This is a genomic window from Tepidiforma thermophila (assembly GCF_002563855.1).
Taxonomy (GTDB): domain Bacteria; phylum Chloroflexota; class Dehalococcoidia; order Tepidiformales; family Tepidiformaceae; genus Tepidiforma; species Tepidiforma thermophila.
This window is the reverse complement of sequence record NZ_PDJQ01000001.1, coordinates 2,536,691-2,558,102: the sequence shown is the minus strand read 5'-3', so window position 1 is coordinate 2,558,102 and position 21,412 is coordinate 2,536,691. Positions and strand designations below refer to the sequence as shown.

General features: G+C 70.8%; 18 protein-coding genes. 12 read left to right on the top strand and 6 right to left on the bottom strand.

The window, feature by feature from the left end:
* Positions 1 to 10: 10 nt before the first annotated feature.
* Positions 11 to 2,083: an NAD-dependent DNA ligase LigA gene (gene ligA, locus A9A59_RS12425; RefSeq protein ID WP_098504568.1), complete on the bottom strand. Its 2,073-nt coding sequence runs from the start codon at positions 2,081 to 2,083 to the stop codon at positions 11 to 13.
* A gap of 51 nt (positions 2,084 to 2,134) precedes the next feature.
* Here ligA and hisH point away from each other — a divergent pair, with 51 nt between their 5' ends.
* The 8 genes from hisH to A9A59_RS12385 all read left to right on the top strand — a co-directional run bounded on the left by hisH (position 2,135) and on the right by A9A59_RS12385 (position 10,084).
* On the top strand, positions 2,135 to 2,788 hold the full coding sequence (gene hisH / locus A9A59_RS12420) for an imidazole glycerol phosphate synthase subunit HisH (RefSeq protein ID WP_098504567.1): 654 nt from the start codon (positions 2,135 to 2,137) through the stop codon (positions 2,786 to 2,788).
* Positions 2,785 to 3,510, top strand: coding sequence for a 1-(5-phosphoribosyl)-5-[(5-phosphoribosylamino)methylideneamino]imidazole-4-carboxamide isomerase (gene hisA, locus A9A59_RS12415; protein ID WP_098504566.1), 726 nt, complete (start codon positions 2,785 to 2,787; stop codon positions 3,508 to 3,510). Before hisH ends, hisA begins: the two co-directional genes overlap by 4 nt.
* Positions 3,511 to 3,560: 50 nt before the next feature.
* Positions 3,561 to 4,352, top strand: a complete 792-nt coding sequence (gene hisF, locus A9A59_RS12410) for an imidazole glycerol phosphate synthase subunit HisF (RefSeq protein WP_423242400.1) — start codon at positions 3,561 to 3,563, stop codon at positions 4,350 to 4,352.
* The gene (hisI, locus tag A9A59_RS12405) at positions 4,349 to 4,696 is read left to right on the top strand and encodes a phosphoribosyl-AMP cyclohydrolase (protein WP_098504564.1); all 348 of its coding nucleotides are present in this window, start codon (positions 4,349 to 4,351) and stop codon (positions 4,694 to 4,696) included. Before hisF ends, hisI begins: the two co-directional genes overlap by 4 nt.
* 6 nt (positions 4,697 to 4,702) lie before the next feature.
* On the top strand, positions 4,703 to 4,924 hold the full coding sequence (locus tag A9A59_RS12400) for a DUF2905 domain-containing protein (protein ID WP_098504563.1): 222 nt from the start codon (positions 4,703 to 4,705) through the stop codon (positions 4,922 to 4,924).
* A 9-nt stretch (positions 4,925 to 4,933) separates the two neighbouring features.
* On the top strand, positions 4,934 to 5,665 hold the full coding sequence (locus A9A59_RS12395) for a dihydrofolate reductase family protein (protein ID WP_098504562.1): 732 nt from the start codon (positions 4,934 to 4,936) through the stop codon (positions 5,663 to 5,665).
* 263 nt (positions 5,666 to 5,928) lie between these two features.
* The gene (gene uvrA, locus A9A59_RS12390) at positions 5,929 to 9,132 is read left to right on the top strand and encodes an excinuclease ABC subunit UvrA (protein ID WP_106427081.1); all 3,204 of its coding nucleotides are present in this window, start codon (positions 5,929 to 5,931) and stop codon (positions 9,130 to 9,132) included.
* A 130-nt stretch (positions 9,133 to 9,262) separates the two neighbouring features.
* The gene (locus A9A59_RS12385) at positions 9,263 to 10,084 is read left to right on the top strand and encodes a hypothetical protein (protein WP_098504561.1); all 822 of its coding nucleotides are present in this window, start codon (positions 9,263 to 9,265) and stop codon (positions 10,082 to 10,084) included.
* Positions 10,085 to 10,164: 80 nt separating this feature from the next.
* Here the strand turns inward: A9A59_RS12385 and A9A59_RS12380 are convergent, their stop codons facing one another.
* Positions 10,165 to 11,091 carry an alpha/beta fold hydrolase gene (locus A9A59_RS12380; protein WP_165772719.1) on the bottom strand — a complete coding sequence of 309 codons (927 nt, stop codon included), beginning with the start codon at positions 11,089 to 11,091 and terminating at the stop codon, positions 10,165 to 10,167.
* Between the two features lie 194 nt (positions 11,092 to 11,285).
* Between A9A59_RS12380 and A9A59_RS12375 the strand changes: the two genes are divergently transcribed.
* Entirely contained in the window at positions 11,286 to 12,275 is a 990-nt protein-coding gene (locus A9A59_RS12375; RefSeq protein WP_098504559.1) for an acrylyl-CoA reductase family protein, read from the top strand.
* Positions 12,276 to 12,327: 52 nt separating this feature from the next.
* Complete coding sequence (locus A9A59_RS12370) at positions 12,328 to 13,824, top strand: pyruvate kinase (RefSeq protein ID WP_098504558.1); 1,497 nt, start codon at positions 12,328 to 12,330, stop codon at positions 13,822 to 13,824.
* 133 nt (positions 13,825 to 13,957) lie between these two features.
* Here A9A59_RS12370 and A9A59_RS12365 read toward each other — a convergent pair whose 3' ends face one another.
* Positions 13,958 to 15,097 carry a glycosyltransferase family 4 protein gene (locus A9A59_RS12365; protein ID WP_165772718.1) on the bottom strand — a complete coding sequence of 380 codons (1,140 nt, stop codon included), beginning with the start codon at positions 15,095 to 15,097 and terminating at the stop codon, positions 13,958 to 13,960.
* Positions 15,094 to 16,401, bottom strand: a complete 1,308-nt coding sequence (locus A9A59_RS12360) for a UDP-glucose dehydrogenase family protein (protein WP_165772717.1) — start codon at positions 16,399 to 16,401, stop codon at positions 15,094 to 15,096. Before A9A59_RS12360 ends, A9A59_RS12365 begins: the two co-directional genes overlap by 4 nt.
* A 136-nt stretch (positions 16,402 to 16,537) precedes the next feature.
* Here A9A59_RS12360 and A9A59_RS12355 point away from each other — a divergent pair, with 136 nt between their 5' ends.
* A complete protein-coding gene (locus A9A59_RS12355; RefSeq protein WP_098504555.1) occupies positions 16,538 to 17,602 on the top strand; it encodes a glycosyltransferase family 4 protein in 1,065 nt (354 codons plus the stop codon).
* Here the strand turns inward: A9A59_RS12355 and A9A59_RS12350 are convergent.
* Positions 17,524 to 18,462, bottom strand: coding sequence for a hypothetical protein (locus tag A9A59_RS12350; RefSeq protein WP_098504554.1), 939 nt, complete (start codon positions 18,460 to 18,462; stop codon positions 17,524 to 17,526). The genes A9A59_RS12355 and A9A59_RS12350 overlap by 79 nt on opposite strands.
* Positions 18,459 to 20,351, bottom strand: a complete 1,893-nt coding sequence (locus A9A59_RS12345; protein WP_098504553.1) for a hypothetical protein — start codon at positions 20,349 to 20,351, stop codon at positions 18,459 to 18,461. The genes A9A59_RS12350 and A9A59_RS12345 overlap by 4 nt, the downstream gene beginning before the upstream one ends.
* A 134-nt stretch (positions 20,352 to 20,485) precedes the next feature.
* On the opposite strand from A9A59_RS12345, the gene A9A59_RS12340 reads away from it, so the two are divergent.
* A complete protein-coding gene (locus A9A59_RS12340) occupies positions 20,486 to 21,406 on the top strand; it encodes a carbohydrate ABC transporter permease (protein WP_278286907.1) in 921 nt (306 codons plus the stop codon).
* The last annotated feature ends 6 nt before the right edge of the window (positions 21,407 to 21,412 follow it).

Below are 21,412 nucleotides of genomic sequence, written 5' to 3'. Positions count from 1 at the left end.
TTACAACCGTTCACGAAGCATCCGAAACTGCCCCCGGCCCCCGCTCCAGCAGCGCCAGGAACTCCTCCTCCGTCAGCATCCGCGTCCCGAGCTTCTCCGCCTTCGCCAGCTTCGAACCGGCATCCGCGCCCACCACCAGGAAATCCGTCGCCTTCGTCACGGAGCTCCCCACCTTCCCGCCGCGCGCCCGGATCGCGTCCTCGGCCTCGGCGCGGCTCATCCGCTCCAGCCGGCCGGTCACCACAATCGTCAGCCCCTCCAGCGGCCCCGCGCCCGCCGCCGGCCGCTCGAACCGCGGGTTCACCCCCGCCGCGACCAGCCGCTCGACAATCGCACGGTTCTCCGGCCGCTGCACCCAGTTCTCGATGCTCGCGGCGACCACCGGCCCGATCCCCTCGATCTGCTGGAGCTCCTCCGCCTTCACGTCGAGCAGCCGGTCGAGGCTGCCGATATGCTCCGCCAGCAGTCGGGCCGTCTCCATCCCCACATGGCGGATGCCCAGCGCGAACAGCACATTCGGCAGCGGCCGGCTCTTGCTCGCCGCAATCCCGCGCAGCAGGTTCTCCGCCGTCTTCTCCTGTACCTTCTCCAGCCGCAGCAGCTGCTCCTTCGTGAGCGAGTACAGGTCGGCCACGTTCCGCACCAGGCCGCTCTGGTACAGCTGAATCGCCATCTTCTCGCCCAGCCCCTCGATGTCCATCGCCGACCTGCTCGCAAAGTGCTCGATGAGCCGGATCTGCTGCGCCGGGCAGGCCGCGTTCGGGCAGTAGACCGCTGCCTGGTCCGGGTCGCGCGAAACCGGCGTCCCGCATGCCGGGCACCGGTCCGGCATCACGAACTCCCGCTCCTCCCCCGTCCGCAGCTGCACCACCGGGCCCACCACCTGCGGGATCACTTCCCCCGCCCGCTGCACAATCACCGTGTCGCCGATGCGGATGTCCTTCCGCCGGATGTCCCCCTCGTTGTGCAGCGTCGCCAGCGAGACCCGCGCCCCGCCGACCACCACCGGCTCCAGCACCGCAAACGGCGTCAGCACGCCGGTCCTCCCAACGTTCACCTGGATGTCCAGCAGCTTCGTCGTCCGCTGCTGCGGCGGGAACTTGAACGCCGTCGCCCAGCGCGGCTCGCGGCCCACCGCGCCGAGCAGCTCCCACGCCCGCGTGTCGTCAACTTTGATGACCACCCCGTCGATGTCGTAGTCCAGCCGCTCCCGCTCGCGGCCCCACCAGTCGATCCGCGGGAACACGTCCTCCAGGTCCGGGTGGAGCCGCGCCTCCGGATTGACGGTGAACCCCATCTCCCGGAGCCAGCCGAGGATTTCGAAGTGGCTCTCCGGGTGCGGACCCTCGCACCAGCCGAGCTGGTAGACGAACATCGCCAGCGGCCGCGACGCCGTCACCGAAGGGTCCTTCTGCCGCACGGCTCCCGCCGCCGCGTTCCGCGGGTTCGCGTACATCGGCAGCGGCTTCTTCCCCTCCTGCTCCCGCCGCAGGTTCTCCTCGCCGATCGCCGCGTTCAGCTCCTCGAAGCCGCTCCGCGGCATGTAGACCTCGCCGCGCACCTCGAACCGTTCCGGGTAATTCCCGCGCAGCTGCTTCGGGATCGTCGGGATCGTCCGCAGGTTCTCGGTCACGTTCTCGCCGTGATAGCCGTCGCCCCGCGTGGCGCCCTGCACGAACCGCCCGCGCTCGTACACCAGCGCAATCGCCAGCCCGTCGATCTTCGGCTCCGAAACCAGTGCGAACCGTTCCATCCCCAGCCGCTCCGCCGCCCGCCGGTGCCACGCCCGCAACTCCTCCTCGCTGAAACAGTTCGAAAGGCTGAGCAGCGGCACCCGGTGCTCGACCACCTCGAACGTCGGCAGCGGCGCGCCGCCCACCCGCTGCGTGGGCGAATCCGGCGTAATCAGCTCCGGGTAGGCCGCCTCGATCGCCCGGAGCTCGTTCATCAGGTCGTCGTAAACCTCGTCCGGGATCTCAGGCTGGTTCAGCTCGTAGTAGAGACGGTTGTGGTAGTTGATGAGCGACCGCAGCTCCTCGCTCCGCAGCCGCGCTTCGTACTGGGTCTTCGGCACCGGGCGCATGGCCCGAAGTATAGCCCCGGCCGCGCAGAGCGCCCGTGATACACTCGCCCCATGCGAGACCGCGTGGTCGTCATCGATTACGACGCCGGCAACCTCCGCAGCGTCGCCCGCGCCCTCGACTTCGTCGGGGCCAGCCCCCTCGTCAGCGCCGAGCCCGCCGACATCGCCGCCGCCGGCGCCCTCGTCCTCCCCGGTGTCGGCGCCGCCGCCGATACGATGCGCAACCTCCGCGAGCGCGGCCTCATCGAGCCCATCCGCGAATACATCGCCGCGGACAGGCCCTTCCTCGGCGTCTGCATGGGCCTTCAGACCCTCCTCGAACGCTCAGAAGAAGGCGGCCAGGAGTGCCTCGGCATCCTCCCCGGCGTCGTCCGCCGCTTCCCCGCGCAGCCGGGCCTGAAAGTGCCCCACATGGGCTGGAACACCATCGAGTGGCGCTACCCCCACCCCGTCACCGAGGGCATCCCCTCCGGCAGCTACTTCTACTTCGTCCACTCCTACCATCCCACCACGCCCGACGCCTCGCTCGTCCTCGGCGAAACCGAATACGGTCTCCGCTTTCCATCCGTGCTGGCGCGTGGCTACCTTGTGGCTACGCAGTGCCACCCGGAAAAAAGTGGCCGCGATGGCCTCCGCTTCTACGCCAACTTCGTCCGCTGGGCCCGCGACGGGGCCCCGGTCCCCGCGGCTGCCGCTGCCCCGTGAGCTTCGAAATCATTCCCGCCATCGACCTCCGCGGCGGCCGCTGCGTCCGCCTGCGCCAGGGCGACTACAGCCGCGAAACCGCCTACAGCGATGACCCCGTCGCCGTCGCCCGCCAGTGGCAGGCCGAGGGCGCCCCGCGCCTCCACGTCGTCGACCTCGACGGTGCCCGCGAAGGCCGCCCGGTCAATACCGCCGTCATCGAAGCCATCTGCCGCGCGGTCGCCATCCCGGTCGAAGTCTCCGGCGGCATCCGCACCCTCGAGGCCATCGAGGCCGCCCTCGCCCGCGGCGCCGACCGCGTCCAGCTCGGCTCCATCGCCGTCAAAGACCCCGCGCTCACCCGCGCCGCCATCGAACGGTTCGGGCCCGCCATCGTCGTCGCCATCGACGCCCGCGACGGCGAGGTCCGCACCGATGGGTGGCTACACGGTAGCAACGTCCGAGCGCTCGACCTCGCCCGCCGGCTCGATGCCTCCGGCGTCGCCCGCATCATGTTCACCGACATCTCCCGCGACGGCACCCTCTCCGAACCGAACTTCCAGGCCTACCGCGACCTCCTCGCGGCCGTCCGCTGCCCGGTCATCGCCTCCGGCGGCATCTCCTCCCTCGACCACCTCCGCGAACTCGCCGCCATCGGCTGCGAGGGCGCCATCGTCGGCACCTCCCTCTACGAACGCCGCTTCACCCTCCGCGAAGCCCTCGCAGCTGTAGCTGCGCCGTAGCCACGGACGGCCCGCGGTCGACATCGCCCGTCTCCCGGCCCCACAATCGAATCATGCTCACCCGGCGCATCATCCCCTGCTTCGACGTCGACCGCGGCCGCGTGGTCAAAGGCGTCTCCTTCGTCCAGCTCCGCGACGCCGGCGACCCCGTCGAACTCGCCCGCGCTTACGAAGCCGCCGGCGCCGATGAGCTCGTCTTCCTCGATATCACCGCCTCCGCTGAAGACCGCGTCACGACGTACGACATGGTCGCCGCCACCGCCGAACAGGTCTTCATCCCCTTCACCGTCGGCGGCGGCATCCGCTCCACCGCCGACATGAAGGTCATGCTCGAGCTCGGCGCCGAAAAGGTCAGCATCAACACCGCCGCCATCCAGGACCCCGACCTCATCTCCAGCGGCGCCGACCGCTTCGGCAGCCAGTGCATCGTCGTCGCCATCGATGCCCGCCGCATCGACGGCGTCCCCGGCGCCTGGGAGGTCTACTCCCACGGCGGCCGCATGCCGACCGGCCTCGATGCCGTCGAATGGGCCGTCGAAGCAGCCCGCCGCGGCGCCGGCGAGCTCCTCGTCACCAGCATGGACGCCGACGGCCACCAGCAGGGCTACGACCTCGAACTCCTCCGCGCCATCTCCGACGCTGTTCCCGTCCCCGTCATCGCTTCCGGCGGCGCCGGCGGCCCCGAGCACATGGCTGCCGCGCTCACCGAAGGCCGCGCCGATGCCGTCCTCGCCGCCAGCATCTTCCACTTCGGCACCTACACCATCCGGCAGGTGAAGGAGTACCTCGCGGCTCGCGGCATCCCCGTCCGGCCCGTGCCCGAACCGGAGCCCGTCCCATGAGCGAAGTCGAGCGCCTGGCCTTCGGCCCCGATGGCCTCGTGCCCGCAGTCGTGCAGGATGCCGACACCGGCGAGGTCCTGGTCCTGGCCTACATGAACGAAGAGGCCCTCCGGCGCACCCTCGAAACCGGCCTCGTCACCTTCTGGAGCCGCTCCCGCGGCCAGCTCTGGCAGAAGGGCGAAACCTCCGGCAACACCCTCGCCCTCGTCTCCATCGCCAAGAACTGCGAGGCCAACTCGCTCCTCGTCAAAGCGCGGCCCGCCGGCCCCGCCTGCCACACCGGGCATGCGACCTGCTACTACCGCCCCCTCGACCCCGCACGCGACCTCCCCGGCTCAGCCTGAACCGCGATGGAACCCCGCAGCCTCGGCCTCCTGGTCGTCATCGTCGGCGTCGCCCTCGTCGTCATCGGCGCCCTCGTCGCCATCGGCGCCTTCTCGTGGTTCGGCCGCCTCCCCGGCGACATCCGCATCGAATCCGGCAACACCCGGGTCTACATCCCCATCACCACCATGGTCCTCCTCTCCGTCGTCCTCTCCCTCCTCGCGGCCATCTTCCGCCGCTTCCAGTAACCTGCCCCCATGCCCAAGCCCGATTACACCGCGCTCGAATTCCCCGCCCCGCCGGACGGCCGCCCCTACGTCATCATCAACATGGTCATGTCGGTCGATGGCAAGACCGTCGTCGATGGCACCGAGCAGGGGCTCGGCTCGCGCATCGACCAGCGCCTCATGCGCGAGCTCCGCGTCCACGCCGATATCGTCCTCAACGGCGCCGAAACCCTTCGCGTCAGCGGCTCCTCATCCCGCCTCGGCGACCCCATCCTCGAAACCATCCGCGCGGCCCGCGGCCGCGAGGGGCTCCCCATCGCCGCCACGATCACCGCCTCCGCCAATCTCCCCCTCGACCGCATCTTCTTCACCGCCCCCGACTTCGACGCCGTGGTCTACGTCGCCCGCGGCGCCCCCGCCGACCGCGTCCGCGCACTCCGCGCCACCGGCCGGCAGGTCGTCCTCCTCCCGAAACGCAACGACCTCGCCGCCATGCTCAGCCACATGCGCAGCGAACTCGGCGCCAGCCTCCTCCTCTGCGAAGGCGGCCCCACCCTGAACGCCGGCCTCTTCGCTATCGACGCCGTCGACGAGCTGTTCATCACCATCGGTCCCCGCATCGTCGCCGGCCGAGACACCCTGACCCCGGTCGAAGGCGACCGCGCCTTCACCCGCCGCACCATGAAGCAGCTCGAACTCGTCTCCGCCGTCCCGAACGAAGCCACCGGCGAGCTCTACTGCCGCTATCGGGTGCGACGCTAGCCCCTGCCCCGCCGGCCGCCGCAACCTGCCAGTCCCGCGCCCCGAACGGCTGCAGGCAGGGCACCGCCACCGTCGCCGGCAGTCCCAGCCCGAGCTGCAGCGCCTGCACGCCCACAGCATCGGCCGCCCGCCCCTTCTGCGGTAGCCGCCGCGCATTGAACAAACGTTCGTGTCGGCGCTACCATCCACATGGGCGCGACGGCGGTACACTCGATCCCGGCGCCCTCCCGCGCCCACATGCTCCCCCGCCGGAAAGGCCCTACGTGCCCCTCGACCACATCATCGTCCGCGGCGCCCGCGAGCATAACCTCAAGAACATCGACGTCCGCATCCCGCGCGACCGCCTCGTCGTCATCACCGGCCTCTCCGGCTCCGGCAAATCCTCCCTCGCCTTCGACACCATTTACGCCGAAGGCCAGCGCCGCTACGTCGAATCCCTGTCCGCCTACGCCCGCCAGTTCCTCGGGCTCATGGAAAAACCCGATGTCGACCACATCGACGGCCTCTCCCCCGCCATCTCCATTGACCAGAAGTCCACGTCCAATAACCCGCGCTCCACGGTCGGCACCGTCACCGAAATCTACGACTACATGCGCCTCCTCTGGGCCCGCATCGGCAAACCCCACTGCCCCGTCTGCGGCCGCCCCATCGAACGCCAGACCGTCCAGCAGATCGTCGATGCCACCCTCGCCTACCCGCCCGGCTCCCGCCTCCTCCTCCTTGCCCCCGTCGCCCGCGCCAAAAAGGGCGAGCACGCCGGCATCTTCGATGAAGCCCGCCGCGCCGGCTTCGTCCGCGTCCGCGTCGACGGCCAGGTCTACGACATCGATGAGCTCCCCGCCCTCGACAAAAAGAAGCGCCACGATATCGACGTCGTCGTCGACCGCCTCGTCGTCCCCGAACCCGGTTCCGACCCCGCCGCCGCAAGCCGCATCGCCGACTCCGTCGAACAGGCCCTCAAGGTCGGCCAGGGCGTCATGATCGTCGGCTACGCCGGCGGCGCTCCCGCCGATGCCCCCCAGCCCCCCGCCGAGCGCATCTTCTCCGAGCACTTCGCCTGCCCCTACGACGGCACCTCCATCGGCGAAATCGAGCCGCGCACCTTCTCCTTCAACAGCCCCCACGGCGCCTGCCCCCGCTGCACCGGGCTCGGCGTCGAAATGCAGATCGACCCCGCGCTCGTCATCCCCGACCGCTCAAAGTCCATCGCCCAGGGCGCCGTCGAACCGTGGTCGAAATCCCCCAGCGTCGCCGGCTGGTACCTCCGCCAGCTCGAAGCCGTCGCCGAAGACCAGGGCTTCTCCATCCACACGCCCATCGCCGAGCTGACCGAGGCTCAGCTCAACGCCCTCCTCTACGGCACCGGCGAGAAGCTCCTCCGCCTCCGCTTCACCAACCAGTACGGCCGCACCCAGGTCTACGACACCCGCTACGAAGGCGTCATCCCCAACCTCCAGCGTCGCTACAAAGAAACCGACTCCGATTACGTCCGCGCCGAGATCGAAAAATACATGGCCGCCATCCCCTGCCCCGAGTGCAGGGGCCGCCGCCTCCGGCCCGAGGCCCTCTCCGTGCTCGTCGATGGCCAGCCGATCACGGCCGTCACCGCCATGAGCATCGCCGAGGCCCGCGCCTGGTTCGACCGCCTCGCCGGCCCCGAAACCCCGCTCTCCCCGCGCGACCAGGCGATCGCTGCCCAGGTCCTTAAAGAGATCCGCTCCCGCCTCGAATTCCTCGTCGACGTCGGCCTCGACTACCTCACCCTCGACCGCGTCTCCGGCACCCTCTCCGGCGGTGAATCCCAGCGCATCCGCCTCGCCACCCAGATCGGCTCCGCCCTCATGGGCGTTCTCTACATCTGCGACGAACCCTCCATCGGCCTCCACCCCGTCGATGGCGACCGCCTCATCCGCACCCTCGAACGCCTCCGCGACCTCGGCAACACCGTCCTCGTCGTCGAGCACGACGAGGCCATGATGCGCGCCGCCGACTGGATCATCGATATGGGGCCCGGCGCCGGCATCCACGGCGGCCGCGTCGTCGCGGAAGGTCCGCTTTCCGCCATCCTCGACTCCCCCGAGAGCATCACCGGCGCCTACCTCTCCGGCCGCCGCCAGATCCCCGTGCCGAAGCAGCGCCGCCCCGGCAACGGCAAGTCCCTGCGCATCGTTGGCGCCCGCGAGAACAACCTCCGCAACATCACCGTCGAGATCCCCCTCGGCAAGTTCGTCGCCGTCACCGGCGTCTCCGGCTCCGGCAAATCCTCGCTCATCACCGACATCCTCGTGCCCCGTGCCCTCCAGGTCCTCCACGGCGCCCGCCAGCGCCCCGGCGCCCACGACACCATCGAAGGGCTCGAACACATCGACAAGGTCGTCGATATCGACCAATCGCCCATCGGCCGCACCCCCCGCTCCAACCCGGCCACCTACACCGGCGCCTTCACCCTCATCCGCGACCTCTTCGCCTCCGTCCCCGAAGCCCGCGCCCGCGGCTACAAAGCCGGCCGCTTCTCCTTCAACGTCAAAGGCGGCCGCTGCGAAGAATGCGCCGGCGACGGCTACAAAGTCGTCGAAATGCAGTTCCTCCCCGACGTCACCGTCCCCTGCGAGGCCTGCCACGGCAAGCGCTACAACCGCGAAGCTCTCGAAATCACCTTCCGCGGCAAGAACATCGCCGAAGTCCTCGATATGACCGTCTCTGAGGCCGTCGAGTTCTTCGAACGGTTCCCCCGCATCAAGCGCATCCTCGACACCCTCGAAGCCACCGGCCTCGGTTACATCAAACTCGGGCAGCCTGCCACCACCCTCTCCGGAGGCGAAGCCCAGCGCATCAAGCTCGCCGCCGAACTCTCCCGCCGCTCCACCGGCCGCACCCTCTACGTCCTCGACGAACCCACCACCGGCCTCGCCTTCCAGGACGTGGCCCACCTCCTCGACGTCCTCCACCGCCTCGTCGATAGCGGCAACACCGTCGTCGTCATCGAACACCACCTCGACGTCATCAAGTCGGCCGACCACATCATCGACCTCGGCCCCCTCGGCGGCGACCGCGGCGGCCAGGTTATCGCCACCGGCACCCCTGAGGATGTCGCTCTGGTCGACGCCAGCTTCACCGGGCGCTACCTCCGTCCCATCCTCGAAGCCGCCGGGACACTCGCCGCTGCCGCCCCTGCCGCAACGGAGCCTGGCCCGGCCGCGCGGACCCGCCGTTCAGGCCGCGGCGCCGCCGCGCCGGTCCCCACACCGCCGGCCAACGGCCGCGCCCCCGGCACCGATGGGGCGGCAGATGTCTCCGACCGCGCCGCCGCCGCAGCAGGCCGCATCGATGCCCGCGCCGCCCGCGATGCTGCTGCTGCCGCCGCCCGGCCCGGGTCCCGGCCCGCCCGCAAGCGCCCCGACGCCCGCCCGGAGACCGCCAGCGAGCGCGCCCTCCGCGAGCACCGCGAGTCCCGCCCCGCTGACTGAAGCACTGCCCGCGCCATTCCCGCCCGGCGCGTCCGCCCAATCGTGACCGCGCGCCAACCGGCGATAGTTGACGCACCCCTCCCCCCGCAATTCGGTACTCTGGCTCCATCCGTTTCAACTGAGGAGCGAGATGACGAAGAAACGTGTCCTGGGCGTCGCCGGCACCCTCGCGGCGGTGCTGGCGCTTGGCGTGGTGGGTTTCGCCGTCGGCCGCCAGCTCGGCGGCGATGATGGGTCGGCCCCGGCGGCTGCGGCCGGTACGCCGGCAGCTCCGGCAGCCACGGCGACCCCGGCGCCCGGGACAGCCACAGCCACACCCACAGGCTCCGCCGGGGTCGACCCGTACACCGGCCTCCCCCTCGACCCCGACACCAGCCAGCCGCTCTGGTACGTGCCTTACCAGGATGCCGACCGTGAGCTGCCCCGGTTCGACGGCGTGCTCGCCGGCGTCCGCATCGGGCCCGACGCCGACCATGGCGTCGACCAGTTGCCCCGTTGCTCCAAAGCCCGCTGGGGAACGCTCAAAGACGCAGCCGGCACCCGGCTCGACCTCCCGCTCAGCCTCCCCCTCCAGGGGTTCAAAGGCGGTCATCTCGGGTGGGTGATCGTCTGTGAGGATGATGGCCGGCCCCTCGAGGTGACTGTTGACTACGCGTTCGACCCGGACCCGGCCGGGGTGTTCCGGGGAGGCGGTCTCACCGTCACCAAAAGCAGCCTCGAACCGAGGAACGGTCCCCCGGCCGCGTCTCTCCGGGTGCCCGCTCCGCGCGTGCGGGAGATGGAGGTGGCCGGCGGCCCGGCCGCCGTTGCCGTCCCGATTCTCCCCGACCATGGGGTCGGCGAGGCAGCGCTGGTGACCTACCGCGACGGCATCCTGACGGTTATTCGGGGCGAGGTCCCGCTGGAGACCCTCCTCGCCGTCGGCGACCACATCCTCCGCGGAGGCCGGTGAGGCAGGCCAGCTCTTCCCTCCAGGTCCACTGCCGCTCGATCGCGCGTCGACCGGGCTGTCGCCGCTTGGCGACCCTCGAACTACTGACGCCCCGCCGCCAGCAGGTCCCCGCACCACGCAATGACCGCCGAGTTCAGCGCGTGCGCCGCCTCCCACTGCACGAAATGCCCGCAATCCCGCAGCAGGAACGGCCCCGCATGCTCCGGGAACACCCGCGCTGCCATCAGGTCGAAGTCCGGATAGATCACGTGGTCGCTTGGCCCGAACAGGATGAACGTCCGCGTCGGGTTCGGCGCCGCCATCGCTGACGGCTCGCTCCGCGCCGACTCCCGGAACGACGCCTCGTACGCCCCGAAGCTCGCCCGCAGCTTCGCCCCGTCCGCGAACGGCTCCGTCATGAACTCCACCGCCTCCGGCGTGAACGCCCCCGGGTGCGCCCAGAACCGCGACGTATAGAACGTCGCAATGTACCGCCGCCGCATCTCCGGCGTCGCCAGCTCCGCCGCCAGCCCGTCGGCATCCGTCCCCTGCCGGATGTAGTAGTCCATCGCCTCCCGCGGCGACCGCGTCCGCAGCCCCGCCATCAGCTCCCGGTCGTACGGAAGCGGCGAATTGAACAGTACCATCCGGTCAACGAACCCCGGGTACCGCAGCGAAAGGTCCTGGATCACCGGCCCGCCGAGGTCGCCGCCGACCGCCACTACCCGCTCGTGCCCCAGCACATCGTGCACCAGCGCATACAGGTCCCGCGCGTGCGATGGCACATCGTGGAAGCCGTCGGGCCCCACGTCCGAATCGCCGAAGCCGCGCAGGTCCGGCGCAATCACCTCGAAGCCCGCCGCGGCCAGCACCCCGATGTTCCGCCACCAGATCCGCTTCGTCTCCGGCCAGCCGTGCACCAGCAGCAGCGGCACCCCGCCGACCCCCTCCCGCACGAACGCCTGCCGGAACCCCCGCGGCGCCGCGACCTCCACCCGGAACCGGTCCGCCCGCAGCTCCTCACTCATCGGCGCTCCCTCCCAAACGGCACGTCCCCGCATTCTACCCCGCTCACCGCTCCCCGCTGCCGGCTCCAGCCTCCAACCTCCTCCCTCCTCCCTCGGGGCTGGCCGGGCGGCCGGGCGGTGCTCCCTCCTCCCTCCTTGCTTCTCTTCCCGCTGCACCGCACCCTTTCCCCCACACCCTCCCCAGGAGCCTCCGCATGACCTACCGCGCCCTCGTCGTTGATAAGCAGGGCGACGCCTTCTCTGTCGCCGTCCGCGAACTCTCCGAGGCCGACCTCCCGCCCGGGGACGTCACCATCCGCGTCCACTGGAGCTCCATCAACTACAAGGACGGCCTCGCCCTCTCCCCCACTGGCCGCGTCATCCGCACCTACCCCATGGTCCCCGGCGTCGACCTCGCCGGCGTCGTCCTGGAATCCTCCGACAGCCGCTTTGCTCCCGGCCAGGAGGTCGTCGTCACCGGCTACGACGTCGGCGTCAGCCACCCCGGCGGCTTCGCCGAGCTCGCCCGCGTCCCCGGCGACTGGGTCATGCCCCTCCCGCCCGGCCTGACACTCAAAGAGGCGATGGCCATCGGCACCGCCGGTTTCACCGCCGCGCTCTCCCTCGAAGCCCTCGAACATAACGGCCTGCGCCCCGAAAACGGCACCGTCATCGTCACCGGCGCCACCGGCGGCGTCGGCTCCACCGCCGTCGCCATGCTCGCCCAGGCCGGCTACACCGTCGCGGCCAGCACCGGCAAAGCCTCCGAACACGCCTACCTGCGCGAACTCGGCGCCTCCGAAATCCTCTCCCGCGAAGAGGTCAGCGCCGAAAGCACCCGCCCGCTCGAATCCGAGCGCTGGGCCGGCGCAGTCGACCCCGTTGGCGGCGCCACCACCGCCTACCTCATCCGCACCATGAAGTACGGCGCCAGCATCGCCCTCAGCGGCCTCACCGGCGGCAACGCCATCACCACCACCGTCTACCCCTTCATCCTGCGCAACGTGAACCTCCTCGGCATCGACTCCGTCTTCACGCCGATGGACCGCCGGCAGCGCACCTGGCAGCGCCTCGCTACCGACCTCAAACCCCGTGGCCTGCTCGATTCCATCGCCGTCGAAACCGACCTCGATGGCGTCCCCGCCGTCTGCGCCGATATCCTCCAGGGCAAAGTCCGCGGCCGCACGCTGGTCCGCCTCGCCTGACGGAGCCGGCCGTTAACGGCCTGTTTTCCGACGGTTCGCGACGATCGTTGGGATGGAGCGCTCGGTTCTCCTGCGCCGCCTGGAAGAACTCCAGGACCAGGCCTTGCGTGCTGCCGCAGCCGTCCCGCCAAGCCTGGTCGGCGATGCCGCAACCAGTGCCGCCAACCTCCTCGCCTACCGCGCCCTCCGCACCCGTGATATCGCCGATATCCAGGTCGCCCTCGCAGACCTCGGCCTCAGTTCGCTCGGCCGCCTCGAACCGAACGTCCTGGATTCACTTGAGCAGGTCCGCGCCTGGCTGGCCGGCACGGCGCCCCGCGCCTTCGTCCCCTCGCGCGAACAGGCGCTCCGCCTCCAGGAAGAGCGCACCGTCCGCCTCTTCGGCCGTCCCAGGCCCGGCCGGACGACCCGCATCATGGTCACCCTCGACCACACCGTCCCCGACCCGGTGCTCCACTGCATCGAACTCCTCCGCGCCGGCATGGACGTCGCCCGCATTAACGCCGCCCACGGCCGCCCCGCCGATTGGCAGGCCCTCGCCGATGCAGTCCGCCACGCGGAGCTCGAGCTCGAACGCCAGGGCACACCCCCGCCCCGGCGCTGCCATATCCTCTTCGACCTCTCCGGCCCCCGCCTCCGCATCGGGACCTTCGCCGGCGAAATCCGCCTCGGTGCCGGCGACCGCCTCCGCCTCCTTCGCTCCGCCGAACCGCTCGCCGGCTCCCCGGGCGACGACATCCCCGCGCTCCCCTGCAGTCATCCTGAAGCCCTCCGGGTCATCGCCCCGGGTCACCCGGTCGCGATCGACGACGGCAAGTTCGCCGGCACCGTCGTGGCAGTGACCGAAGCCTGGGTCGAAATCCTCCTTGAAGCCCCGGTCGGCCGGCGGCGTCGCCTCCGTCCCGAAAAAGGGCTGAACTTCCCGGGCGTCCCTCTCCCCCTCCCTGCCCTTACTGCCGACGACATCGCCAGTCTCGATGCCGCAGCAAGCTTCGCCGACCTCGTCGGCCTCTCCTTCGTCCACGCCCCGGCCGATATCGCGCGTCTCGCCGCCGAGCTCGACCTCCGCGGCCTCCACAACAACGGCATCGTCGCCAAGATCGAAACCCGCGCCGCCGCTCGGCGGCTCGTCCCAATCCTGCTCGAGGGGCTGCGCCGACCGTCGTTCGGCGTCATGGTCGCCCGCGGCGACCTCGCCATCGAAGTCGGCTGGGATGACCTCGCGCTCTACCAGGAGGCCATCCTCTGCCTCGCCGAGGCCGCCCATCTCCCCTCGATCTGGGCAACCCAGGTCCTCGAGACCCTCGCCCGCCACGGCATGCCCGCCCGGCCCGAGATCACCGACGCTGCCGCCGCGACCCGCGCCGACTGCGTCATGTTGAATAAGGGCCCGCACGTCGTCGCCGCAGCCCGCTTCCTCGACCGCCTCCTCTCGTCCGAGCACCGCCACCGCCAGAAGAAGCGTGAACTCTTCCGCGAGTTTATCTCGCTCGAAGAGGCCCCTCGCGACGTCGAGCCCGTGCCCTCCGCCGCCTTCCACGGCTGTTAACCACGCCATCCGACGATTGCAGTATGAAACTCATCGTCGCCGCGCTCGCCGCGTCCGCCGTTGCCTGGATCGCTGCGCTCCTCAGCGACGCAGCTGACTTCCTCGCCCCCGCCCCCGGCGACTGACTCGCGCCTTACTTCGCCAGTGCCCCGGGCACATCCACCTGCCCGGGCGCATCCCCGGGAGAGAGCAGCTCTACCAGGCGCTGCACCAGCGCCTCCCACGAATACCGCCGTGCGTGCGCGGCCGCAGCCATCCCCATCGACCGCCGCATCCCCTCGTCCTCCACCAGGCGCCGCACCGCAGCTGCCAGCGCCCCCGGTCGGCCCGGCGCCACATGCAGCCCGCACACCCCGGGACGCACCAGCTCCGCCGTCGCCGAGCCCGTCACGACCACCGGCGGCAGCCCGCACGCCATCGCCTGCAGCACCACCTGCCCGAACGTGTCCGTCCAGCTCGGGAACACGAACACATCCGCTGAAGCAAACGCCTCCGCCAGCTCCACCCCCCGCAAATAGCCGGTGAACACCACCGGCTTCCCGGCAAACAGCTCCTCCAGCCGCGCCCGCTCCGGACCATCGCCGACCAGCGCCAGCCGCACCCCGGGCAGCACCTCCGCCACCTCAGCCAGCGTCTCCAGCCGCTTCTCCTTCGCCAGCCGCCCCACGTACAGCACGAGCGGCCGTTCCGGTTCGCCCCCGGCCAGGCGCGCACGCATTGCCGCGCTCCGGCGGCCCGGGTTGAACAGCTCCGTATCGACGCCCCGGCCCCAGACCTCCAGCCGCGGAAACCCCAGCGCCCGCAGCTCCTCCTCCACAAACCGGGTCGGGCAGAGCGTCCGCTCCGACCGCTCCGCCATCCGCCGCAGCAGCCACGTCGCCGCGCCCACGAACTGGTGCATGCCGTACGTCTGCAAATACCGCGGGATATCCGTCGTGTAGATATTGAGCAGCGGCGTCTCCCTGCGCAGCGCCAGCGCAACCGTCGCCCCGATCGGGCCCGGCGTCAGGACAATCGCCCCGTCCCACCGCGACCGCGCAATCCGCACCACCCGGTCGAGCGCCACCCCGAGCCGCAGCTCAGGGTAGAGCGGCGCCGGTATCGAACCGATCCGCGCAACACGCGCCCCTTCCACCTCCTCGGGCCCCGGCGCCGGCGCAATCACCCGGGCCGTATGCCCGAACCGGCCCAGCACGCGGGCCACAATAGCGGCGGTATCGGAAACCCCATCAATCTTCGGCGGAAACGAATCCGTCGCCAGCAGAACCCTCACCGGTCGGCCCCGTCCGCTGCTGCCACCGGCGCCCGCAGGCAGCGGTTCGTGACAAACCCCGCCGCCGTCCACGCCCGGTGGTCGATCCCGCCCGGCGCGTCGAACACCGCATGCCGCGCCATCAGCTTCGCTGCATCAGCAGGGTCGATTGCCCGCACCCACTCCGTACGATGCGCGACGACCAGCGCGTCCGCCCCTTCGATCGCTGCCGGGAGCGTCCCCGGGCAGTGGACCCCGGCAGCCGCTCGCACCAGCGGGTCGTACCCCCGCACCTCGGCCCCGCGCAGCGTCAACTCCGCTGCAAGGGCCAGCGACCGCGATTCCCTCAAGTCATCCGTCCCGGGCTTAAACGCCAGTCCGAGCAGCGCAATGCAGCGTCCGTCGAGCCCGCCCAGCGTCTCCTCCAGCCAGGCAACGGCCCGCCCCACGCGCTCGCGGTTCACCTGGATCGTCGCCCGCAGCTGGTGGAGCGGCAGCCCCTGCGTCGCCGCGACGTACTCCAGCGCCGCGGTGTCCTTCGGCAGGCAGTGGCCGCCGAATCCGAGCCCGGGGCCAAGATACGCCTCCCGCCCGATGCGCCGGTCTGCCCGCAGCGTCTCGAACAGCATCTCCGGGTCAGCCCCCAGCCGAGCGGCCAGGTCGGCCATCTCGTTCGCAAAACTCACCGTCGTCGCAAGGAATGCATTCGCCGCATACTTCGCCAGCTCCGCCGTCACCCGGTCGCAGCAGTACACCGGTGCTGAAATCCCCGCGAACAGCCGCGCCACCCGCTCGGCCCGGGCGGCATCGCGAGCCCCGATGACGATCCGGTCCGGCTCCCGGAAGTCCTCCCAGGCCCGCCCCTCGCGCAGAAACTCCGGGACATGCACGACAGAGAGGTCGCCCCGCCCTGCTGCCCGCAGCGCCGCCTCGAGCCGGTCCCCGGTCCCCGGCGGCACCGTCGAGCGCGTCACCACAATGCCGCCCGTCCGCACCGTCTGCGCAGCGAACTCCGCCGCCGCAAACAGCTGGCGCAGGTCCGGCTCGCCGCCCGGCAGCGGCGGGGTATCAACGCACAGGAACGCGAAATCGAACCCGGCGGGAGCAACACCCTGGGCAAACCGCAGCCGCCGCAGCCGCAGCGCGCTGCGCAGCGCAGCCCGCAGCCCCGGCTCCGCCTCCCGCAGCCGCCCCGCCTGGAGCTCCTCCACTCGCCCCGCGTTCGTATCCACCCCCGTCACGTCGTGAAGGAGGTGTGCCAGCCCCACCGCCGTCACCGCTCCAATCCGGCCGACGCCAATGACCAGGACCCGTTCAGCTTCCAAAATGATCTGCTCCTCTGGTGCTCCTTGAGAAATACCCCGCCCCCGTTGTCGGGCCGTTCACGCCCCGCGAACGGAGCGTTAAGAAACCGCCATTCCCCACAACCGGCTGTTCATCTCCTCCGCGTTCACTCCTCACGTGATCCTCTTCATCACCCGCAAGTACCCGCCCGCCATCGGCGGTATGGAGGAGTTCTCCCGCCAGCTCACCGCCGCGTACCCCGGCCCGGCCCGCCTGTGCGCGCTCCGCCGCGGCCAGCGCTGGCTCCCCCTCTTCCTGCTGACCGCCGCCGTCCAGTGCGCTGCTGCCCGCGGCCGCGTCTCCGCCATCCACCTCGGCGATGGCCTGCTCGCTCTCGCCGCCCCCGTGTTCGAAGCGCTCGCCGATGCCCCCGCAGTCGTTACCGTCCACGGCCAGGACGTCACCCGCCCCTTCCCCGGTTACGGCGGCCTCGTCCGCATGGCCCTCCGCCGCCTGGGCCCCCGCCGCGTCGTCGCCGTCAGTTCCTACACGGCCGGCGAAGTCCTCCGCCGCTGCGGCTTCCGTCCGCGCGTCATCCTCAACGGCGTCGATGTCGACCGCTTCGCCGCCATCCAGCGCGCACCGGACCCGGCAGCGGCCCGGGCGGCCCTCGGCCTCCCGCGCCAGGGGCCGCTCATTGTCAGCGTCGGCCGCCTTGTCGAGCGCAAAGGCATCGCCTGGTTTGCCAGGCAGGTGCTCCCGCTCCTCCCCCGCGATGTCGTCTTCGCCGTCGCCGGCGACGGCCCGGAGCTCCCCCGCCTCCGCGCCATCGCTGCCGCCGAGCCGCGCCTCGTGCTCCTCGGCGCCCTGCCGGACCCCGCCGTCGACCGCCTCTACGCCTGCGCCGACCTCTTCGTCGCGCCGAACGTCCCCGTCCCCGGGCGCCCCGAGGGATTCGGCATCGCCCCCGCCGAAGCCGCGGCCGCCGGCCTGGCTGTGCTCGTCGCCGCACTCGAAGGTCTCGTCGACATGGCCAGCGTGAGCGGCGCCACCCTCGTCCAGCCGGGCGACCCTCGCGCCTGGGCCGCCGCCGTCTCCAGCGCCCTCGCCGCGCCTCCCCGCTCCCGGCCCCGCGTCCGCTCCTGGGCCGATGTTGCCGCCGACTACGCCCGCCTGTTCGAAAGTGTCGCCGCCGAAGCCCGCCGCGCCAGCCCGCGCCCAATCCGGCCCGCCCCGAAGTAACCCGCAGCCACGACAGCATCCACCAGCACCGCGGTCGCCCGTGCCACTACCGCCACCGTCAAAGCCGTCGCGGCCCCGAGCTCCCCGCCCAGGAGCGCCACGATAACGCTCTCCCGCACCCCCGCCCCCGAGGGCGCAAACGGCGTCACGTACCCGGCCAGGCTCGCGAGCGCAAACACCGCGACCCCCTCCTCCCACCGCGACAGCGGCCATGGGCTGACCACCACCGCCGCGACGTGAAAGGCGAGGCCCGCGAGCAGCGCTGCCGCCGCCATCGCGCCGAAACTGAGCAGCGCCGTGCCCGGAGCCACGCTCACGCCGCTCCGCTCGCCGCGCGGCCCGAACCGCCCGCTCAACCGGCGGACCAGCCCCGGCTGCGCTCCGCCCAGCGCCAGCGCCGCCGCAGCCGCCAATCCCCCCGCACTCGCCCACCACCACCCGGGACCGAACGCAGGAAGCACCAGCGCCGCCGCCACCGCAATCGATGCCGCCAGCTGGAGCACCTGCTCCACCCAGAGCAGCGCAGCGATGGCCGGCGCCTCTGCCCCGGCATCGCGCAGCGCCAGGTACTTCCCCGCGGGCCCCGTCGGCGGCCCCGGCAGATAGCGCGCCACCCACCCGTGCACGAACGCACGAAGCCACACCCCTCGGCCCCGCCCCGGCCAGGTGCCCTCGCCGAGCCAGTGCCACCCTGCCGCCAGCATCGCCACCTGTGCGCCGTAGAGGAGCGCTGCCCAGCCCAGCGCATCCACCGCCCACCCCTCATGGTTCCGCCAGATCTCCCGTCCCGCAATCACCACAGCAGCCGCGAGCGCGAGACCGGCACCCAGGCGCAGCGTAAACGCAACCGCGCGGATCACGCGGTCGCTGCCGCCGCCGGGGAAATCCCAGCCGGCCGCGCCCGCTCCAGCAGCACGACCGCGTATCGCCCAACCCGCACCCGTCCCTCGCCGAGCCATTCCCCGCCATGCACCCCGGCGACCCCATGCGCGCCCGCCCGCACGGTCGCGACCATCGGCGCCTCGCCGTAGTTCACAAGGTGAACCTCCACACCCCGCGGACCCTCCCACAGGTCCACATACCCCGACCCCGAGAGTTCGACCTGCGCGGGGTTCATCGCTGCCAGCACCCGCGCCGCCCCCTCGTCCATCGGCACCTGCGCGAACCGCCCGCCAAACACCAGCCGGAACAGCAGGTCCAGCCGGTCGACGAACCGCCGCACATGCACCCGGCTGTAGTACCCGTCCACCACCCGCGGGCCCAGCACGCGGATCGCCGGCTCGAGCGGCCCCGCAAACCAGCGGAGTCCGCTGTGCCCCCGCCGCTTCAATCCCAGCTCATCGAAGCGCATCACCCGGCCCCGGAACCATGCCGGCGGCGTCGCGCTCGCCGGGACCAGCAGGCAGCCGAGGTCGCACGGCCCGTGCCGCTCTCCGACCACCCGGAACGGGATGCCCGCGCCAACGAGCGCCTGGATCACCCGGAGGTAGTCATCGCCGTCGCCGGGGTAGAGGTCCCCCCGCCAGCCAATCGCGTCCGGCACAAACACACCGACCCGCGCAGCCTCCCGCCGCTCGCAGCCCCTCGCCACCAGCGCACCAAATTGCCGCACCACCTCCCCGAACGCCGCCAGCCGCGCGTCGTCGCGCCCCGGCCGGAGCAGCGTCCACCGCTCCTCTTCGATATACTCCGCCGCCCGCAGGACCGGCACCCCGCCGGCGGCAAAGCCCTCCGCCGCAATCTTGGCGAACGTCGATGGCGGCGGCGGTCCGTCGACCCCAATGCCCCGCTCATACGCAATGCTCAGCGCCGGCGCCCCGGGCTTCAGCGCGCGCAGCAGCTTGTACGTCCCCGCGTTCTGCACCAGCGTCCCCTTCCCGGCCCGCGGCGATTGCAGGTTCTCCACAAACAGCCAGTCCATGAACGAGGCAATCGCCGGCAGGTCGGCGCCGAACACGTTGAACGTGTTCACGTTGACACCGCCCACCGTGTTCGTCACGAAACGGGTCTCCGGGTACGCCAGCCGGACCTCCTCCACAATCCCCCGCAGAAACGCCGTCAGCGTCCCCGCCCGCCATTCAGCGAACCGCCGCGCCGCCTCGCTGCGGCCCGGCCGGAACAGCCGCGGCAGGGGAAGCGGCCTCAGCCCGCGCTGCTCCTGCCACGCCCCGAATGCCTCACGGCACCGCAGGCACGCGCACCCCGCGAACGCCGTGTAGTCCCGCGAAAGCGGGATCGGCATCCCCCCGAACGCACAGTTGTCGAAAAACAGCACATCCGCCCCGCGCTGGCACGCATCGAGGCAACGCGTCAGCACCCACTCCCGCCACGTCCGGTCGTTCAGGCAGGTGAAGAAGCGCCCGTTGTAGTACGGGATCCGCTTCCCCTTCGGCGTCATGGCGTACCACGGTTTCGAAGCGAACGAGCCGAGCGCCGCAGCGTTCGATGGCTGGATATACGCCGCAGCAAGCATCCCCAGGTCATGGCAGCGGCGCGCCGCCCGCTCGAACGTCCGCCAGTCCTCGGCCTCCAGCTCCGGCGGCAGCCCCCAGTTGTACGTGAGGAAGACGCACGTAACTCCCCCCGTATCGCGCAGCCACCGGAGGCGCTCCGGTTCGTACGCATGGAGATAGGTGTCCCCGTCTGCCGGCCGCCCGAACCCCTTCAGCCGGTGGATCACCATGCTCCCGTTGCCGGCCCAGTAGTAGGCCGGCACAAGCAGCCCGCCAGGTTCAACCCCGGAGCCCATCCCAAGCATCGTGGCGTGTCCCCTATTGTCGAACGATGAACGCCGCAGCAACGGCGCACTCGTCGGTCGGCTGTTCACGCGCCGTTCAACTGGTCTTCGCGGCTCGTTAAAGCCGCCGTCCGACGATGCCGGCCATGGCTGTTGCATCCCGCACCGATCGCCGCACCATGCCCGCTGTCCTGCGAAAGGCGACACCGTACATCTATTTCCTCGTGCTGATTGCACCGAACCTGCTGCTCCTCGCAGCATTTACCTACCGTCCGCTCATCGAAAACTTCCGCCTGTCCTTCTACGACTGGGACCTTATTTCGCCAACAAAGCGCTGGGTTGGCCTGGAAAACTACACTGACTACTTCCGCGACAGCACCTCCCTCTACGTCATGCGGAACACCCTGGTCTTCACCGCCGGCACCGTCGCCGGGACGATGCTCATCGGCCTCGCCCTCGCCCTCCTCCTCAACCTCCGCCTCCGGGGCCGCAATGTCGCACGCACCGTCCTCTTCGCACCCTACGTCCTCGGCGGCGCGGCAGTCGGCATCGTCTGGCTCTTCATCTTCGACCCCCGCTTCGGCCTCGTCTCCGGCATCCTCGACCGGCTCGGGCTCCCCTCCCCCAACTGGTACAACGACCCGAACTGGGCCATGCCGATGGTCATCATCGTCTACATCTGGAAGAACCTCGGCTACGCCACCGTCGTCTACCTCGCCGGCCTCCAGACCATCCCCCGCGACCTGTACGAGGCAGCCCAGGTCGATGGCGCAGGCCGCTGGGCCCAGTTCCGCCACGTCACCCTGCCCATGCTCTCCCCCATGACCTTCTTCCTCCTCGTGACCACCACCCTCGGGTCCATGCAGGCCTTCGACATCATCAGCGTCATGACCGCCGGCGGGCCCCTCGATAGCACCAAGACCATGGTCTACCAGGTCTACGAAGAGGCCTTCGTCCGCTTCCGCGTCGGCGACGCCTCCACGGTCGCCACCGTGCTCTTCTTCATCCTCCTCGGCGTCACGCTCCTGCAGGTCCGCCTGCTCGAGCGCCGCGTCACCTACGGGTAGAGGCCG

Excerpts from the sequence above, each read along its gene's own strand:
- ligA (WP_098504568.1), bottom strand. The coding sequence starts at position 2,083 with ATGCGCCCGGTGCCGAAGACCCAGTACGAAGCGCGGCTGCGGAGCGAG.
- hisH (WP_098504567.1), top strand. The coding sequence starts at position 2,135 with ATGCGAGACCGCGTGGTCGTCATCGATTACGACGCCGGCAACCTCCGC.
- hisI (WP_098504564.1), top strand. The coding sequence starts at position 4,349 with ATGAGCGAAGTCGAGCGCCTGGCCTTCGGCCCCGATGGCCTCGTGCCC.
- A9A59_RS12400 (WP_098504563.1), top strand. The coding sequence starts at position 4,703 with ATGGAACCCCGCAGCCTCGGCCTCCTGGTCGTCATCGTCGGCGTCGCC.
- A9A59_RS12395 (WP_098504562.1), top strand. The coding sequence starts at position 4,934 with ATGCCCAAGCCCGATTACACCGCGCTCGAATTCCCCGCCCCGCCGGAC.
- A9A59_RS12385 (WP_098504561.1), top strand. The coding sequence starts at position 9,263 with ATGACGAAGAAACGTGTCCTGGGCGTCGCCGGCACCCTCGCGGCGGTG.
- A9A59_RS12380 (WP_165772719.1), bottom strand. The coding sequence starts at position 11,091 with ATGAGTGAGGAGCTGCGGGCGGACCGGTTCCGGGTGGAGGTCGCGGCG.
- A9A59_RS12375 (WP_098504559.1), top strand. The coding sequence starts at position 11,286 with ATGACCTACCGCGCCCTCGTCGTTGATAAGCAGGGCGACGCCTTCTCT.
- A9A59_RS12370 (WP_098504558.1), top strand. The coding sequence starts at position 12,328 with ATGGAGCGCTCGGTTCTCCTGCGCCGCCTGGAAGAACTCCAGGACCAG.
- A9A59_RS12345 (WP_098504553.1), bottom strand. The coding sequence starts at position 20,351 with ATGGGCTCCGGGGTTGAACCTGGCGGGCTGCTTGTGCCGGCCTACTAC.
- A9A59_RS12340 (WP_278286907.1), top strand. The coding sequence starts at position 20,486 with ATGGCTGTTGCATCCCGCACCGATCGCCGCACCATGCCCGCTGTCCTG.